The organism is Pseudomonas sp. P116 (assembly GCF_020149425.1).
GTDB lineage: Bacteria > Pseudomonadota > Gammaproteobacteria > Pseudomonadales > Pseudomonadaceae > Aquipseudomonas > Aquipseudomonas anatoliensis.
This window is the reverse complement of sequence record NZ_JACVHB010000002.1, coordinates 268843-284194: the sequence shown is the minus strand read 5'-3', so window position 1 is coordinate 284194 and position 15352 is coordinate 268843. Positions and strand designations below refer to the sequence as shown.

General features: G+C 59.5%; 17 protein-coding genes. 4 read left to right on the top strand and 13 right to left on the bottom strand.

Annotated features, from left to right (window positions below):
• Positions 1-115: 115 nt before the first annotated feature.
• Genes ICA15_RS07595 through ICA15_RS07570 form a run of 6 tightly spaced genes read right to left on the bottom strand, consistent with a single transcriptional unit; the run spans position 116 to position 5522 of the window.
• Positions 116-2038 (bottom strand): response regulator, encoded by a 1923-nt coding sequence (locus tag ICA15_RS07595; RefSeq protein ID WP_150615436.1) that lies wholly within the window; start codon positions 2036-2038, stop codon positions 116-118.
• A complete protein-coding gene (locus tag ICA15_RS07590; RefSeq protein WP_210552877.1) occupies positions 2028-2903 on the bottom strand; it encodes a sensor histidine kinase in 876 nt (291 codons plus the stop codon). The genes ICA15_RS07595 and ICA15_RS07590 overlap by 11 nt, the downstream gene beginning before the upstream one ends.
• Positions 2896-3906: an ATP-binding protein gene (locus ICA15_RS07585; RefSeq protein WP_210553194.1), complete on the bottom strand. Its 1011-nt coding sequence runs from the start codon at positions 3904-3906 to the stop codon at positions 2896-2898. The genes ICA15_RS07590 and ICA15_RS07585 overlap by 8 nt, the downstream gene beginning before the upstream one ends.
• The gene (locus tag ICA15_RS07580) at positions 3903-4307 is read right to left on the bottom strand and encodes an anti-sigma regulatory factor (RefSeq protein WP_064587766.1); all 405 of its coding nucleotides are present in this window, start codon (positions 4305-4307) and stop codon (positions 3903-3905) included. The genes ICA15_RS07585 and ICA15_RS07580 overlap by 4 nt, the downstream gene beginning before the upstream one ends.
• Positions 4304-4666 carry an STAS domain-containing protein gene (locus ICA15_RS07575; RefSeq protein WP_150602482.1) on the bottom strand — a complete coding sequence of 121 codons (363 nt, stop codon included), beginning with the start codon at positions 4664-4666 and terminating at the stop codon, positions 4304-4306. Before ICA15_RS07575 ends, ICA15_RS07580 begins: the two co-directional genes overlap by 4 nt.
• A 4-nt stretch (positions 4667-4670) precedes the next feature.
• On the bottom strand, positions 4671-5522 hold the full coding sequence (locus ICA15_RS07570; RefSeq protein ID WP_150602481.1) for an STAS domain-containing protein: 852 nt from the start codon (positions 5520-5522) through the stop codon (positions 4671-4673).
• A gap of 251 nt (positions 5523-5773) precedes the next feature.
• Here ICA15_RS07570 and ICA15_RS07565 point away from each other — a divergent pair, with 251 nt between their 5' ends.
• On the top strand, positions 5774-6052 hold the full coding sequence (locus ICA15_RS07565) for a hypothetical protein (protein ID WP_150602480.1): 279 nt from the start codon (positions 5774-5776) through the stop codon (positions 6050-6052).
• 62 nt (positions 6053-6114) lie between these two features.
• Here ICA15_RS07565 and ICA15_RS07560 read toward each other — a convergent pair whose 3' ends face one another.
• Entirely contained in the window at positions 6115-6636 is a 522-nt protein-coding gene (locus ICA15_RS07560) for a DUF4142 domain-containing protein (RefSeq protein ID WP_150602479.1), read from the bottom strand.
• 206 nt (positions 6637-6842) lie between these two features.
• Here ICA15_RS07560 and ICA15_RS07555 point away from each other — a divergent pair, with 206 nt between their 5' ends.
• Together ICA15_RS07555 and ICA15_RS07550 are read left to right on the top strand one after the other, a co-directional pair.
• On the top strand, positions 6843-7085 hold the full coding sequence (locus tag ICA15_RS07555) for a DUF465 domain-containing protein (protein WP_042559423.1): 243 nt from the start codon (positions 6843-6845) through the stop codon (positions 7083-7085).
• Between the two features lie 109 nt (positions 7086-7194).
• Entirely contained in the window at positions 7195-7359 is a 165-nt protein-coding gene (locus ICA15_RS07550) for a hypothetical protein (protein ID WP_181818482.1), read from the top strand.
• Between the two features lie 132 nt (positions 7360-7491).
• Here the strand turns inward: ICA15_RS07550 and ICA15_RS07545 are convergent, their stop codons facing one another.
• From ICA15_RS07545 to ICA15_RS07520, 6 genes are all read right to left on the bottom strand, one after another.
• Complete coding sequence (locus ICA15_RS07545) at positions 7492-8568, bottom strand: SMP-30/gluconolactonase/LRE family protein (RefSeq protein ID WP_150615440.1); 1077 nt, start codon at positions 8566-8568, stop codon at positions 7492-7494.
• Positions 8565-9710 carry a sterol desaturase/SRPBCC family protein gene (locus ICA15_RS07540; protein ID WP_210552876.1) on the bottom strand — a complete coding sequence of 382 codons (1146 nt, stop codon included), beginning with the start codon at positions 9708-9710 and terminating at the stop codon, positions 8565-8567. The genes ICA15_RS07545 and ICA15_RS07540 overlap by 4 nt, the downstream gene beginning before the upstream one ends.
• A 123-nt stretch (positions 9711-9833) precedes the next feature.
• Complete coding sequence (locus tag ICA15_RS07535; protein WP_042559420.1) at positions 9834-10697, bottom strand: LysR family transcriptional regulator; 864 nt, start codon at positions 10695-10697, stop codon at positions 9834-9836.
• A 189-nt stretch (positions 10698-10886) separates the two neighbouring features.
• Positions 10887-12617 (bottom strand): hydrogenase maturation protein, encoded by a 1731-nt coding sequence (locus ICA15_RS07530; protein ID WP_210552875.1) that lies wholly within the window; start codon positions 12615-12617, stop codon positions 10887-10889.
• A 354-nt stretch (positions 12618-12971) separates the two neighbouring features.
• Positions 12972-13286 carry an SCP2 sterol-binding domain-containing protein gene (locus ICA15_RS07525; protein WP_007946492.1) on the bottom strand — a complete coding sequence of 105 codons (315 nt, stop codon included), beginning with the start codon at positions 13284-13286 and terminating at the stop codon, positions 12972-12974.
• Between the two features lie 64 nt (positions 13287-13350).
• Positions 13351-14061: a histidine phosphatase family protein gene (locus ICA15_RS07520; protein WP_150602475.1), complete on the bottom strand. Its 711-nt coding sequence runs from the start codon at positions 14059-14061 to the stop codon at positions 13351-13353.
• Positions 14062-14265: 204 nt separating this feature from the next.
• On the opposite strand from ICA15_RS07520, the gene sohB reads away from it, so the two are divergent.
• Complete coding sequence (gene sohB / locus ICA15_RS07515; RefSeq protein WP_150602474.1) at positions 14266-15297, top strand: protease SohB; 1032 nt, start codon at positions 14266-14268, stop codon at positions 15295-15297.
• Positions 15298-15352: the final 55 nt, after the last annotated feature.

The following is a 15352-nucleotide window of genomic DNA, read 5'->3' as shown; positions in this document are numbered from 1 at the left end:
CGCTCCGGCAGGCATAATCGCTGGCAAGCCAGCTCCCACAGGTTTTGTGGTTGTACTCGGGTTTCGAGTTCCCCCCAAACCCTGTGGGAGCTGGCTTGCCAGCGATAGCGGTGGTTCAGGCGCCGTCGAGGGTGCGGCGAACCTTGTCCAGCAATTCGCTGATCTGAAACGGTTTGACCAGCATGTCCATCCCTTCGCCGAGAAACACCTGACGGTTGATCGCGGTTTCGGCGTAGCCGGTCATGAACAGGATCGGCAATCCTTCCCGCCAGCCTCGCGCAACATCTGCCAGTTCACGCCCGCTCATGCGCGGCAAGCCGACATCGCTCAGCAACAGGTTGATCGATGGGTCGTTCTGTAAGCGCTCCAGCGCCGTCTCGATATCGGCGGCCTGAGTGCAGCGATAACCGGCATCTTCCAGCACCTCTGTGACGAACATCCGCACCGAGGCCATGTCCTCGACAATCAACACATGCTCGCCAGTGCCCTGTGCATCTACCACCTCTGGTGAAACCTCAACGCCGACCGGGTTGCTGGTGGCCGGTAACATGATGGTCACTTCTGTGCCCCGTCGGGCGACACTGCGAATGTGCGCATCACCGCCCGATTGCCGGGCAAAACCATAAATCGTCGACAGGCCCAGTCCGGTGCCCTGGCCCAAGGGTTTGGTGGTGAAAAACGGGTCGAAGACCTTGTCGATCACGTGGTGCTCGATCCCGGTGCCGTCATCGCGCACCGACAACGCTACGTAAGCGCCATCGGCCAGATTCGGGTCGCCGTGGGAATAGGCCGCGTAGGTGTTGACCCAGATGTTGCCACCCTTGGGCAGCGCATCGCGGGCGTTGATCACCAGATTGAGCATCGCGCTTTCCAGCTGGCTCGGATCGACCAGTGCAATTGCCGGTTTGTTGGTCAGCTCCAGCTTCAGGGCAATCCGTTCACCGATGGTGCGCACCAGCAATTCTTCCAGCGACCGCACGTGCTCGTTGATATCTACGGGCCGGGTATCGAGCGGTTGCTGACGGGCGAACGCCAGCAAACGATGGGTGAGCGAGGCGGCGCTCATCGCGGAGTTCAGCGCCGCTTCGGCATACAACTTGACCTTTTCCGGACGATTGTCAGCGATGCGCTTCTGGATCAGCTCAAGGCTGGTGATGATGCCGGTCAGCAGGTTGTTGAAGTCGTGGGCAATGCCGCCGGTGAGCTTGCCCAGCGCATCCATTTTCTGCACTTGCAGCAACTGCGATTCGGCGCGTGCCAGTTGCGTTGTCGTGTCATCCAGGCGCGCCAGATGCGTGCGTTCGCGGTGGCGGTGTTCGGTGACGTCTTCGACAAATACCAGGCTCAGCTCGGGCGTGCGGTACGGCGAAATCTGCCATTCGGTTTCGCGAATCTCGCCCTGCACGCGCATGTTCAGCGTGCCTTTCCAGCGCTCGCCATCGACCAGGCGCAGGCGCAGTTCATCGAGAATCGCGTCTTGGTCGTCAGCGAAGCATTCGCTCAGGGCCTGCGGATCGCGGTTATCCAGAATCAACTGATTGAACGCGTGGTTGCACTCATGCACTTTGAGGTTTGCATCCAGCACCGCAATGGGCGCGGACACATTGACGAAAATCTCGCGAAACCGCGCCTCGCTCTCGCGCAGAGCATTTTCCGTTTCACGCACCCGCAGTAGCGTGCGCAAAGTTGCAAGCAGCACGTCCGGGTCTACCGGGTGAATCAGGTAAGCATCGGCACCGGCATTGAGACCAGTGATAATGTCGCCGGTCTGGATCGATGCCGCCGAGACGTGGATCACCGGCAGCAGGGCGGTGCGGGTATCGGCGCGCAGGATGCGCACGATATCGAAGCCGCTCATGTCCGGCAGGTTGACGTCGAGAATCAGCGCATCGATGGCTTCGCTCTCGATCAGCGCCAGGCCATCGGTGCCGGTGCCAGCCTCCAGCACGTCATAGCCGTGGCGCTCCAGGCGTTTGCGCAAGGCATAGCGGGTGGCGACGTTGTCATCGACGATCAACAGGCGGATATCACGGTTCATCGACGTTCTCCAAAGCGATCGCCAACGGAATAATCACGTAAAAGGTCGAACCGACGCCCGGTGCGCTGTCCATTCCGACCTCTCCACCCAACAGGGCCGCGAAGCGTTTACACAAGGAAAGCCCCAGTCCGGTGCCGCGCAAGCGTTTCTGCAACGGCGAGTCGACCTGGGAAAAGTCCTCGAACAATGCACCATGCAGCTCCGCTGCGATACCAATACCCGTGTCACTGACGGCAAAACGCACTTTATCCGTGCCTTCGAGCCGTGCCGAAACTCGAACTTCGCCGCGGGTGGTGAACTTCAGCGAGTTGGAAATGAAGTTGCGCAGGATCTGCCCAAGCTTCTTGTCATCGGTGTACAGGCGCGGCAGGCCGCTGGGTTCTTCAAAGATCAGATCGACCGCTGTTGCGTCGACGATCGGCCGAAACATCCCGCGTAGGGCGGAAAACAGATCGAACATGTCGAACCACGCCGGGGAAATAGAGATTCGACCGGCCTCGATTTTCGCCAGATCGAGCAAGTCGTCGACCATGTCGCTGAGTTCGCGGGCGGCAGTGCTGACGAAGGCGACCTGTTTGTGCTGCTCGGGGCTCAGCGGCCCGTCCAGCTCGTCGGCGAGCAGGCTGTTGATGCTCAGGATCGAACCCAGCGGGGTGCGGAACTCATGGCTCATGTACGACAGGAAACGGCTTTTGAGGTCTGAAGCCTGACGCAGTTCTTCAGCTTGAATGTCGAGCTCGGCGTACAGCGCCAGTACGCCCTGATTGGTTTCATCGAGTTCTGCGCGCAGCGCCGCCGTTTCGCTCTGCAATTGCGCGATGAGCGCGGCCTGATCGGCATCGCTCGGGATTGGCGACTCAGCCATGGGCGGCCTCCAGGGCAACGACCAGTACCGTTACGTCATCCCGACCGCGGCAGAAATCGCGATGCAAAATGGCGGCTATCACGGCGGGATGGCGGTGCACCAGGCCGGGGTAGTCTTGAAGATTCCAACGGGACTGCAAACCGTCGCTGTACATGATCAAAAGATGTCCGTTCACGTGAGCATAGTCAAAGGGCTGGGCTTTCCGGTACTGGACGCCAACGATGCCAGGGTGCGAAGCCAGTCCGCGGGATTTGTCGGCGGTAAGCAGACTGGCGCCGATATTACCCACCCCGGTGAAACTGAGACTGGCGCGATCGGCGTCAAACTGTGCGAACGCCACCGCGCCGCCGCGGGTGCCGATCATGTCGCGGTGCAGGTCTTCCATCAGCATCGTTGGCGCACTGAATGGCGCCCGGGCGAACGCTTGCTCGCCGGCCCGGCCGGCAATTTCGGCGTCTTCGCCGTGGCCGAGGCCGTCAACGATCAGCGCGCTGATGTCTGCACCGCGATACGCCAGATGCCAGACATCGCCGCAGGCCGGGTCGTCATGCAGCGAGTGCTGACTGACGCCGTAAGGCAGGTCCGGCTTGCGGGTGTTGCGCGGGTACAACCGCGCGAGTAACACGGCGCCGCGATGGTCGGCATACACGTCAAACACATCGGCCTGGCGTGACACCGCGCCAAGGCCGATGCCTTGGGTGCCGCCGGTGGAAAACCCGTCGGCCATGCACGCCTCCAGATCAAAACCCTTGGCCCGATCCACCGCCAGCAGTTCGATCCCCGCATCGCCCTGACGTGGCAGCACGCGCAAGTGCAGCTCGCCACGGCCGGCATGCTTGAGCAGATTGCTCGACAACTCCGTGACCACCAGTGCCACGCGCCCGGCATCGCTTTCGCCAAAACCATGTTGTTCGGCGAGGCGTTGCGCGGTGCGCCTTGCATAGCCGATCTGGCTGCTGTCTTCGATCAGTAAGACTTGGGTCAGTGACCCGTTGATGTTCATGTCCATCGCGTAATCGTTATGCGGGTGCCCTTGCCGGGCTCGGTGTCCAGTTCGAACTCTTCGACCAGCCGCTTGGCGCCGGTCAAACCCAGGCCCATGCCGCTGCCAGAGGTCCAGCCGTCGGTCATCGCCAGTTTGATGTCGGCAATGCCCGGCCCTTCGTCACGAAAGGTCAGACGCAGACCGACCTTGTGATCCTCATCGAGAATCTGCCAGTCCATGTCTCCGCCACCGCCGTAAACCATGGTGTTGCGCGCCAGTTCGCTGACGGCCGTGACCATTTTGGTCAGGTCGATCAGACGCATGCCGCACTCTGTGGCCAGTTTGCGTGCGGTCTGGCGGGCGAGCACCACATCCTGCTCGATGTTGATCGGTTGAGTACCGCTGCTTCGTACCGTCATTGCTGATGTACTCGTTCCCGCAGCAGCTTCATCCCGCGCTCAACGTTGAGCGCCGTGCTGACGCCGGGCAGGGTCAGGCCGAGTTCAACCAGCGTAATCGCGACCGCTGGCTGCATGCCGACGAGCATGGTTTCGGCGTCCATGATTCTCGACAGACCGGAGATCGTACTGATCATTCGGCCAATGAACGAATCGACCATGTCCAGCGCCGAGATGTCGATCAACACCCCGCGCGCCGACGTTTTGCTGATACGTTCGGAGAGGTCGTCCTGCAGGGTCAGGGCGAGTTGGTCATGCATGTCGACCTGAATGGTCACCAGCAGGAACTCGCCCATTTGAAGAATCGGAATTCTTTCCATGAGTTCAGACCGTTTTGCTGAGGCTGATGCCCAAGCGCGTCAGGGCCAGTTTCAACGCATCGGCCAGATTGGCCTTGGTGACCACGCCTTGCAGGTCGAGCCCCAGGTGCACGATGGTCTGCGCGATCTGTGGACGCACGCCACTGATAATGCAATCAGCGCCCATCAAGCGGATCGCGGTAACGGTTTTCAGCAGGTGCTGAGCGACCAGGGTATCGACGGTTGGCACGCCAGTAATGTCGATAATTGCAATTTCCGAACCGGTATCGACGATGCGTTGCAGCAACGATTCCATCACCACCTGTGTGCGCTGCGAATCGAGGGTGCCGATCATTGGCAGCGCCAGCACGCCGTCCCACAACTTGACCACGGGTGTGGAGAGTTCCAGCAGTTCTTCCTGCTGACGCTTGATCACCGCTTCGCGGGATTTCTGGAAGGTGCGAATGGTGTGCAGGCCGAAGGCGTCGAACAGTTCGGAAATTTCCCAGAGCTGCTCGGCGAGCAGCGCCGGCTGGTCTTTGTAGTGCGCCTGCAGCAGCGTGAATAACGGGCCTTTCAGGGCGAAGATGAAACTCGCGGTTTGTTGCGAGTCCTGGCCGAGCAAGGCGCGACTGTGGGACAGTTTTTCGAGGAACTGGCGGGTGGCTTCCCAACCCTGCGCATTGACGTTGGTGCCGTTGTCGTTCTCAAGGCCCTTGACCACCAGTTGCAGGAATTCGCTGGTTTGCTGCTGCAGGTCGTGGTCCTTCAGATTGCGCGTGGCGCCGCTCGCTTCCAGTCCTTTGATCCATTCGCCCAGCAGTTGCGCCTGTTTGTTTTTCATCGCGTCGAGTGTGCTGTTCTGCAGTGCTGCCATGTGCCTGTTGCTCCGTAACGAATGAGGGGCCGATTTCATCAAATTGATCGGCGCGAAGTCAGTGACCGTTGCCGTTTCAAATAGTTGTGCAGTCTGGCGAGGATATTTTTGATTTGCCTCAAGAAAGGCCCGAGTAACTCTAGTCGCCATGGTTGCAAGGCGCGATGTTTTGAACGTTGGCGCGATGGCGGCTTCGAATCTGCAAGGCTCGACTGGTTTCAGTCGCGCTGGCGATGACTAATGAGGTGCTTATGAACGAGCAATCGACACAGCAGCACAATCAATCCGGGGAAGCGATCAATCGCAATGACCCGGCGATCGACCCGCAAGTACCGGGGCAATCGGCGCCGACGCAGCCTGCGCAGCAGCAGGGCGATACAGGCCAGACGCAAAGTGCTGACCCGGCAGTGGATCAGAAGAACCAGAACACCGATAACGACAACGAGTTCAGCCCCGGTTTCGAACCTGAGCCGGACCGGGCGAAGCCGGGTGAGGAGACGGATGCGGATATTGATACTGATGGGGGTTGATCGAGGTTGAAAACGACGAGGCCGCATCCATTGGATGCGGCCTCTTTTTGACTGCCCGATACTTACTTGCTTGGGTGTTTGGCCTGCAGCTCTTTCGCCGCGGCCAGGTGTTTTTCCAGTCCTGGCAGCATTTTCTGGGCAAAGGCTTTCAGTTCAGTTGCACCCTTGACCTTGTCATCCGTCACGGTATTGGCTTGTTTCTTGAACAGCTCAATGGTGTCTTCGTGAGCCTTCACCTGGTTGTTGGCGTAGGCGGCATCGAAAGATTCGTCACGTACTTCAAGGATTTTCTCTTTGGCCTGTTTGACCAGCGTGGTGGTGTCCGGCACCTCGATATCGTGAGCCTTGGCAATCGTCGCCAGTTCGTCATTGGCCTTGCTGTGATCGGTGATCATCATTTCGGCGAATTTCTTGATATCGGCCGATTGGCTTTTTTCCAGCGCCAGGCGACTGGTTTCGATTTCGGCGATGCCACCGGCAGCGGCATTGTCGACGAAGTCATTGTCGGTAGCAGCGAAAGCGCTGCCCATGCTGGCACTCAGGGCAACGGCCAGAGCAATGTGACGCAGGTTGAATCCGTCCATTTGATGTATCTCCACGCAGGTTTTTGTGAGCGTTATTCAATGGAGCGAGTGCACCGACGAAAGGTTTTATCGCATTTGCGACAGGGCGACGAACGGCCACCGCTGGTCTGACAGGGAGTCGACAGAACGCCCCGACCGAGGCCATTCTGATGACTGGCCAGCGCAATCGGTCGCGTTGGTCACCGATCAACTCACGGAGGTGTTCCATGCCGGTTCCCCATGACCTGTTTCAGGACTTGAGCTGCACGAAGGAAGAGATCCAGCAAAAACGCACCCAGGATCCGCGACTGGATTCACTGATCAACAAGTATTCCCAGGCTGATGCCGACGTGGTCAAGGCCGAAACGGCCACTTCGGACGCTCCCAGCGACGACGCATTGAAAAAACTCAAAGAGAAGCGTCTGAAGGTCAAGGACGAGATCGTCAGCCATTTGCAGGCACCGTCCTGATCCTCTAATTGTCCGCCGACCTACGGTTGCGGATTGACGGGAACGACAGCCCCTACCGGCACCTCGAATGTTCAGAGTCCGAATTCATCGACTCCATGCGAGGTGCCCCATGAGCGATCCAAAATTCCCGAGTGAAGAGCAGGGCGCATTCGACCCGGTGCCGACGCATCCCGAGCCGAACAGCCCGGCGCATACCACGGCCAATCCGGATGAGCCTGTTGAGGATCTTCCTGAAGACGAAGACCCCGACAAGTTCGACAAGTCTTCCAACTGACAGACCGCTATCGCTGGCAAGCCAGCTTCCACAGGGGTTCATGTAGTTCACAGATTATGTGCACGACCCAATACTTGTGGGAGCTGGCTTGCCAGCGATGGCGTCTGTCAATTCAACACAAAACCGACAGACTCACTTCAGCGCATCAGCCAACGGCAACCGCGCCATATGCATGGCCTTCAAAGACCCGAAATACAACCAGTCCCCATACTCACGCACCGTGGTGATCGGCGAATAATTGCCCTCGCTCGCATCCTGCAGATTGGCAATCACCTTGCCCTGCAAATCCAGACCCAACACAAACCCGCGCTTCTCCACGGGTTTGGGCAACACGCTCAACGCCCGCACAATCATCTTGCGCACGAATGGATGCCCGGCCGTGCCATCGAGCAAGGCATTGCGCGGGGCATACAGCGCAACCCAGAACCGGTCGCGGCCATTGAATGACAGGTTGTCCGGCAACCCCGGCAAGTTGTCGATAAACAGGTCATGGGTGCCCGCCTGGGGGCCCTTCAGCCAGAAGCGGCTGATGCGGTAGGCGCCGGTTTCATTGACCAGCACATAAGCGTCATCCGGGCCGAGGGTCACGCCGTTGGCGAACTGCAATTTATCGAGCAGGATGCTGGTCTTGCCGGTCTGGAAGTCATAGCGCAGCAAACGTCCGTCACCGCCGTGCTCAATGATCGCCTCGCCATCATGGCCGTAGCCCCAACGGCTGGAGGCGTCGCTGAAGTAGGCGTAATGCCCGGATTTGTCGATCGCCACGTCATCAGTGAAACCGAAGGCCACACCATTGGCCTCTTTGGTCAAGGCCGTCACCTGGCCCTGTGCATCGAGAGACAACAAACCCTTGATCCCGTCGGCGATCACCAGCAGCCCGTTGGGATGCCGCGCAAGCCCCAGCGGCCGGCCACCGGTGTCGGCGAGTACTTTGCGTTCCTTGCCATCCAGACTGCTGCGGATCAGCCGGCCGTCATGCAGACCGGTGATCAGGAATTCCCCTTCTAGCAGCAGCGCTTCCGGCCCTTCGATGTCACTGGGGCCGACCTGCACCGCACCTCTGAGGCGCTGGTTATCGGCGTAAATCCCCTCGCTCAACGAGGGCGCCGCCTGCGGTGTCCAAGCGACCGGCTCGACCTTGGTAGGCATCAGCAGCAGAAACGCGATGACGACGACAATCAGCAGCAACAAAACCTGCCGCCACCTCATGCGCTGGCCCTCGCTGAAGCCAGATACTGCGCAGCCATGTCACGCAGCGCGAGCATGGATGCGGCGGACTCACGGTCAATGCGCCGCTTGAGCAGCAATCGATTGGCGATACGCATGCCCAAACCGCCGAAACGATAATCCAGCGTGCGCACAAACCGCGTGCCGTCACCTTCGGCGCAGCATTCGTAAGTCAACTCCAGCGACAACCCGTGATCACCCAGGGCCCGCGCGCACCAGCGTCGCCCGGGCAGGTATTCGGTGACCGCCCAGCTCAGATGACCTGCGCGGCCGCCGGCATGAATGTCTTCTTCAAAACGCGCACCTGCATGCAGTGGACCGGATGGGCCGTCGATCTTCAGCGATGACGGATGCCACTCGGGCCAGCGGCCGACGCTGGCTGCGTAGGCGAGTACGGCAATCGGTTCGCCAGCGATATCGATCTGGTGCTGCATGCGGGTCATGGGCATTCTCGAATAGCTCAAAGGGGTGGCTTGCGGCTCCCAGTAAAGGGTGCCGAACAGGTAGTCCATCAGCGGCAGAACAATATTGAAATTGCGCTCTTGCATGCGCTCGCGGCGGTGATGCAGCTCGTGCAAACGGCGCATCTGACGGATCCACGGCAGCCGCGTCAGCGGGTTGTGCGGTGGCAGGTGCTCGGCGGCATGAAACACCTCATAGGTCAGATAACCCAGCACCATGCTGCCAGCGAACAGCCCGGCGACGTTGGCGTTGAACTGCGCGAACAGCCACCACAGCGGCAGCGTAATCACCAGCGTATGAATAACGATCAGCCACGCCGGAAACAGAATCACCCGCCAGTCGCGAGCGCTGTCGTAAGTCATATGGCCGGGCGTGAAGAAGCTGTGATGGTCGCCCGCATGCCGGGCGTAGAACATTTTGGCGAAGGTTTTTTTGTGATGGCCGAGATGGCGATGGACCATGTACACGCCAAAGTTGAAAAACAGCAGGGTCAGCGGCACGCTCAGCCATTCCAGCCAGCTCACCTGATGCACGCTGCTCCAGAACGCGCCAATGGCCAGCACCCCGAACAACAGCACGAAGGCGCCGTGCAGCCACGGGTTGTAGAGCGGATGAATCGCCGCGCGATAGCGGCTGCGGAATGCCTCGGTGGTCTGCCTCACTGCGTTCACCTGCGGGTATTTTGTTGTACCCGGCAGATTAGCCGATCCGGCCATTTGTGCAGCCCGGACCTTGAGGCCACATGCGCCATGATCCGGTGTAAAGCGCTCGCCCGCGTACTTGCGTCAGCTCAGCGGGTTCCAGCGTTGCGACCAGTCGTCATCGGTGCGAATCACTTCACGCAGCAGATTGAAGGCTTGCTGCAATGTCGCCGAGTCGCGATCACGCGAGTACACCAGATAAGTTGGATAGCCGAATTCCGGGGCTTTGGTCACCGTTTCCAGTGCGCCGCTTTCCAGATAGGTGCGCACAACGCGAGTGCGGAAGTAGCCGCTGCCGCCGTTTTCGAGGATGTATTGCAGGGCGAGTGGGCCGAGGTTGAAACTCAGCGCGGCTTTGGCTTTTTCCGGCAGGGCAGCGTCGTGCTGGCGGCGGAAGTCCGGGCCCCAGTCGATATAAACGTAGGGATCCGGGCGATCAGGCGCGCGCACCAGAATCAGTTTTTCCTCCAGCACCTGCTCGACCTGCAACCCCGGCCAGTATTCCGGTTGATAGACCAGCGCCGCGTCGAGCACGCCGAGTTCTAGCTGGCGCAGCAGGTTTTCACCGTCGCGGATTTCCATGCGCAGGGCATGCCCGGGAATCTTCTCGCGCAGCTCGGCCGCCCAACTGAGCATCAGCGGGTTGCACAGGCTGACTTCGCCGCCGATGTGCAGCACGTTGTGATAGCCCTCAGGCAGCGGCAGGTCGCGTCGCGCCGCTTCCCAGGTCTGCACCAGCTGATTGGCGTAGACCACGAAGGCCTCTCCATTGGGCGTCAATTTCGCCCCGGCGCGATTGCGCACGAACAGCGTACTGCCCAACTGGCTTTCGAGTTTCTGCACCCGGGCGGTGATCGCCGTTTGGGTGACGAACAGCTTCTGCGCCGCCGCCGCAAGACTGCCGTGACGGACGATTTCCAGAAAGGTGCGAGCGAGGTCGATGTCCATGGGCGGGCCGGTGTTTGAGGTGGGGGCATTGTAAGTGCAGGGCCGATACCACGTCATCGTTCATCGCGGCCGTACGCAAGATCTGTGCTCGACACAAAACCCTGTAGGAGCTGTCGAGTAGAACGAGGCTGCGATCTTTTGATCTTGTCTTTGAAAAACAGGTCAAAAGATCGCAGCGTGCCGCAGCTCCTACACCGAGATCGCGCAGGGTTGCAGTGTCGGTGATGGACGAGCCCAATCCTCAATCAGCCGCGCCGGCGTACCACACACCTTGCGCTTGTAGACAAAATTCCGACACTTCTCGGCAAACCCATTGCGGTTGTAGAGCATGTCTTCCTGCATCTCTTGCAACTCGCTTTCGCGACATTGCCGGATCAGTTCTTGATCAATCCGCAACTTGCGTTCACGCACGGCGGCGTAGGTCGGATCGGTCAGAACGCCGTTGGCCCGTTGCAGCAACCACAGCGAAAACTCATCCGGGCAGCGCGGGCCGATCTCCTGAACCATGCCCATTTGCAATGCCTGAGTCGCGCTCACCGGCAAACAGGCTTGAGTCAGTTGCTCGGCCATTGCCGGACCGACTGCGCGGGGCAGGCTGTAGGTCCAGTATTCCGAGCCGTACAAACCCATGCTTTTGTAATGCGGATTGAGCACGATGTCGGCGCGGGCGAACACAATGTCTGCGGCCAACGCGAGCATCACGCCGCCAGCGCCAGCACTGCCGGTCACGCCACTGACCACCAGTTGCCGCGCTGTCAGCAATTCCTCACAGACATCGTCGATTGCCTGAATATTCGCCCAGGCTTCAGCGCCCGGATCCTTTGCCGCCTGAATCACATTCAAATGCACGCCGTTGGAAAAACTCCCGCGCCCGCCCTTGATCAACAACACTTGAGTGTCGCGGGACTTGGCCCAACGCAACGACTCGACCATGCGCTTGCACTGTTCGGTGCTCATGGCGCCGTTGTAGAACTCGAAGGTCAGCTCACCGACATGCCCGGATTCGCGGTAACGAATCGGCTGATAGGCCTCGTCGCAGAACGGCTGACTGGCAATCGACCAGTCCAGCGTCGGCACAGCGGCCAATTGCCCGGCGAGAATATGCCGCGCCGGTTGCTTGAACGTCTCTTCGCCGGGCTGCGGTTTACGTCGCAGCGAGCCGATCCACACGCTCTGATCGCCGGCCGCGACCAACACCGCATCGTCGTGTACAGCGAGAATTTCACCGGGGATGCCGCTGCGTGAATCAAGGTGTGCGTCGTACACGTAGTACTGCCCGCCGGCCAGGCTCGCCAGCACGCCGGGCTGGCCGTCCGCCGCGTCGATGCAGCGTTTGATGAAGTGTGCGCAGTCATGCCAACTGAAGCTGCGGTCAACTTGTTTCATGTTCGGCTGCAAGCGGCCGCGCACCTTGGGATCGGCGTAATCCAGCGCCACTGGGACGAATCCGTCACTGAACTTCTCGACCACTTCACGAATGCAGCGGATCGCCGCATCACTGACCCGCCCGTTGTACAGCTCGGATTTGCGCAGGCCTGCCGGCAGGTTGAACTCGCAAGTGGCCCATACCGGTCCGGCGTCCATTTCCTCGACCGCTTGCAACGCTGTCACGCCCCAGCGCGACAGCTCGTTGGTAATCGCCCAGTCCAGCGCACTCGCACCGCGATCGCCGACGATGCCGGGGTGAATGACCACCACTGGCCGTGCGGTATTGCTCCACAGCGCTTGCGGAACGCGGTCCTTGAGAAACGGACAGATCACCAGGTCGGCGCCACTGTGTTCTATCTGTTCGCACACCGTCGCCTCGTCGGTAAACACCACAACGCTGGGTGAGTGCCCGGCTTGGCGCAGTTCCAGCCAGGCGCGTTGGGTCAGGCCGTTGAACGCCGATGACAGCAGAATAATGTTGAGTGGTCGCATGAAGATTCTTCCTTGAATGGGATCAGCCGCAGGCTCCCGGTGAGCCTTCCTTGGCCTTCGATGGAGCGGGAAGAGTAATCAGTGGCAAGGTGTGCGTCAGTGATCTTGGTCAACGTTGTGTCGCCAAATGTTGTGCGGCCGGACGAAGTGACGAATTGCCCCCACACTGATGTTCAACAAAAAAACTGTAGGAACTGCGGCACGCTGCGATCTTTTGATCTTGTTTTTTGTTTCAAGATCAAAAGATCGCAGCGTGCCGCAGCTCCTACAGGGATATCGCCCTGCTAAAACGTTGGCGCCAAACGCAAAAATCCCGCCACATGGGCGGGATTTGTTTGTCACTGAACAGCGGTATTACGAAGGGAACAGCTCGGACAGTTTCATCGCCAGCATCATGTCGCCTTCAGCGCGCAGTTTGCCGCCCATGAACGCTTGCATGCCGTCGGTCGAACCGTCAACGATGCCTTGCAGAGTTTCGCCGTCCATTACCAGCGTGACCTGGGCGTCCGGGTTCTCGCCTTCTTGCAGCTCGCAGGTGCTGTCTTTGACGATCAGCGAGAAGTTCTTGGTGTCGTCGATGCGGAAACCGAAGACCAGATCCAGGCCGGCAGCAGCGGCTGGGTTGAACTTGGCTTTCATTGCTTGTACGGCATCAGCTACGGAGGTCATGGTTCGATCCTTTCTTGGGTAATAGGAGCTGGGTGATTACAGCAAGGGTCACAGTAATCCGGACTCAGCGGAAAGTGATGAGTTCCGGGGCCTTCAGCAGTTGCAGATGGGCATGACTGTTGAAGGAAGCCAGAGCCACCTCGCGACCACGAAACTTCAGCTGGTTGAGCGAGGTGTTGACGATTTGCCAATTCAATTCAAAAGCCTGTTTCGCAGGCATTTGGGTAATCAGGTGGAGCAGGGCGGTGATTGTGCCACCCGAGGTGAACACCGCGATCTTCTGGTTTTTTTCGGCCTGTTCAAGAATTCGATGCAATCCGGCCTGAACCCGTTCAACGAAGCCCAGCCAGCTTTCAAGCCCCGGTGTGTCATAGGTGCCGGCCAGCCAGCGCTCGATGATCAGGGCAAAAATGCGCTGGAACTCGCCGCGGTTTTGCGCGGCGTTGCGCAAGATATCGAGGGCTTCCGGCTCGTCGGGCAACATCGCCGGGAGCAGGGCGCGGATTACCGCGTCGGCATCGAATTCGTTGAACGCGGAATCGGTTTCCAGCGTCGGCACCGACAGGCCTTTGGCGGTGAATTGCTCCAGCGCACTGGTGGCCGTGTGTTGCTGGCGGCGCAGATCACCTGCCAGGCAGCGATCGAAGCGAATCCCCAGTTCAGCAAGGTGCTGACCGAGGATTTCTGCCTGACGCACACCGGTCGGCGACAGGACGTCATAGTCGTCTGCACCAAAGGAGGCCTGGCCATGTCGAATCAGATAGATGCTGCCCACGTCCGCGTCGTCCCGGTACGTTGAAGGTTTGGCGAGGTTATGAGGATGCCGGGGAGCTGTCAATGAAAAAACATACGCTTGTTTGAAATGCCCGTTACAGGGGTGTTGCCAGAGGTTTCACGGCTGGTCGACGAGCCGGCGCATGGGTATGCTGGAGCCATTCCGCGTGTGCCGCACATCCACGCATCGTTTTGAGGAGTCTCTGTGGAGTTTTTCACCGAATACGCCAGTTTCCTGGCCAAGACCGTCACCCTGGTGATCGCCATTCTGGTGGTGCTCGCCAGTTTTGCCGCGTTGCGCAGCAAGGGGCGGCGCAAGTCGGCGGGGCAGTTGCAGGTCAGCAAGCTCAATGATTTCTATAAAGGCCTGCGTGAGCGTCTGGAGCAGACCCTGCTCGACAAGGATCAGCTCAAGGCCTTGCGCAAGGGCGAGGCCAAGTCCGAAAAGAGCGAGAAGAAGCAGAAGAAAAAACCCGAGGCCAAACCACGGGTGTTCGTGCTGGATTTCGACGGCGACATCAAGGCCTCGGCCACCGAGAGCCTGCGTCATGAAATCACTGCGTTGCTGACCCTCGCTACGCCGAAGGACGAAGTTGTCCTGCGTCTGGAAAGCGGCGGCGGCATGGTCCACAGCTACGGTCTGGCGTCCTCGCAGCTGGCGCGTATCCGCGAAGCCGGCGTGCCTCTGACCGTGTGCATCGACAAGGTCGCGGCCAGCGGCGGCTACATGATGGCGTGCATTGGCGAGAAGATCATCAGTGCGCCGTTTGCCATTCTCGGCTCGATCGGCGTGGTTGCGCAGTTGCCCAACGTCAACCGCTTGCTGAAGAAGCACGATATCGATTTCGAGGTGCTGACCGCTGGTGAGTACAAACGCACCCTGACCGTGTTTGGCGAAAACACCGAAAAGGGCCGCGAGAAGTTCCAGGAAGACCTCGACATCACCCATCAACTGTTCAAGAACTTCGTTGCTCGCTACCGCCCGCAACTTGCCATCGACGACGTGGCGACCGGGGAAGTCTGGCTGGGTATCGCGGCACTGGACAAACAACTGGTCGATGAACTCAAGACCAGCGACGAGTACCTTGCGCAGAAGGCCAAACAGGCCGAGGTCTATCACCTGCATTATGCCGAGCGCAAAAGCCTGCAAGAACGTATCGGCATGGCGGCAAGCAGTTCGGTGGACCGCGTGCTGTTGAGCTGGTGGAGTCGGTTGACCCAGCAACGCTTCTGGTAAAAAGCTGGTGAGAAGGGTGTTGTCATTGCGTCGGTGACAACGCCCTTCACATTCA

Bases quoted from the DNA above. Each gene is read 5' to 3' on its own strand.
- ICA15_RS07575 (WP_150602482.1), bottom strand. From the start codon at position 4,666: ATGGAAAGAATTCCGATTCTTCAAATGGGCGAGTTCCTGCTGGTGACC.
- ICA15_RS07550 (WP_181818482.1), top strand. From the start codon at position 7,195: ATGAGCGATCCAAAATTCCCGAGTGAAGAGCAGGGCGCATTCGACCCG.
- ICA15_RS07545 (WP_150615440.1), bottom strand. From the start codon at position 8,568: ATGAGGTGGCGGCAGGTTTTGTTGCTGCTGATTGTCGTCGTCATCGCG.
- ICA15_RS07530 (WP_210552875.1), bottom strand. From the start codon at position 12,617: ATGCGACCACTCAACATTATTCTGCTGTCATCGGCGTTCAACGGCCTG.
- ICA15_RS07585 (WP_210553194.1), bottom strand. From the start codon at position 3,906: ATGAACATCAACGGGTCACTGACCCAAGTCTTACTGATCGAAGACAGC.
- ICA15_RS07580 (WP_064587766.1), bottom strand. From the start codon at position 4,307: ATGACGGTACGAAGCAGCGGTACTCAACCGATCAACATCGAGCAGGAT.
- ICA15_RS07590 (WP_210552877.1), bottom strand. From the start codon at position 2,903: ATGGCTGAGTCGCCAATCCCGAGCGATGCCGATCAGGCCGCGCTCATC.
- ICA15_RS07595 (WP_150615436.1), bottom strand. From the start codon at position 2,038: ATGAACCGTGATATCCGCCTGTTGATCGTCGATGACAACGTCGCCACC.
- ICA15_RS07535 (WP_042559420.1), bottom strand. From the start codon at position 10,697: ATGGACATCGACCTCGCTCGCACCTTTCTGGAAATCGTCCGTCACGGC.
- ICA15_RS07565 (WP_150602480.1), top strand. From the start codon at position 5,774: ATGAACGAGCAATCGACACAGCAGCACAATCAATCCGGGGAAGCGATC.
- ICA15_RS07555 (WP_042559423.1), top strand. From the start codon at position 6,843: ATGCCGGTTCCCCATGACCTGTTTCAGGACTTGAGCTGCACGAAGGAA.
- ICA15_RS07525 (WP_007946492.1), bottom strand. From the start codon at position 13,286: ATGACCTCCGTAGCTGATGCCGTACAAGCAATGAAAGCCAAGTTCAAC.
- ICA15_RS07570 (WP_150602481.1), bottom strand. From the start codon at position 5,522: ATGGCAGCACTGCAGAACAGCACACTCGACGCGATGAAAAACAAACAG.
- ICA15_RS07560 (WP_150602479.1), bottom strand. From the start codon at position 6,636: ATGGACGGATTCAACCTGCGTCACATTGCTCTGGCCGTTGCCCTGAGT.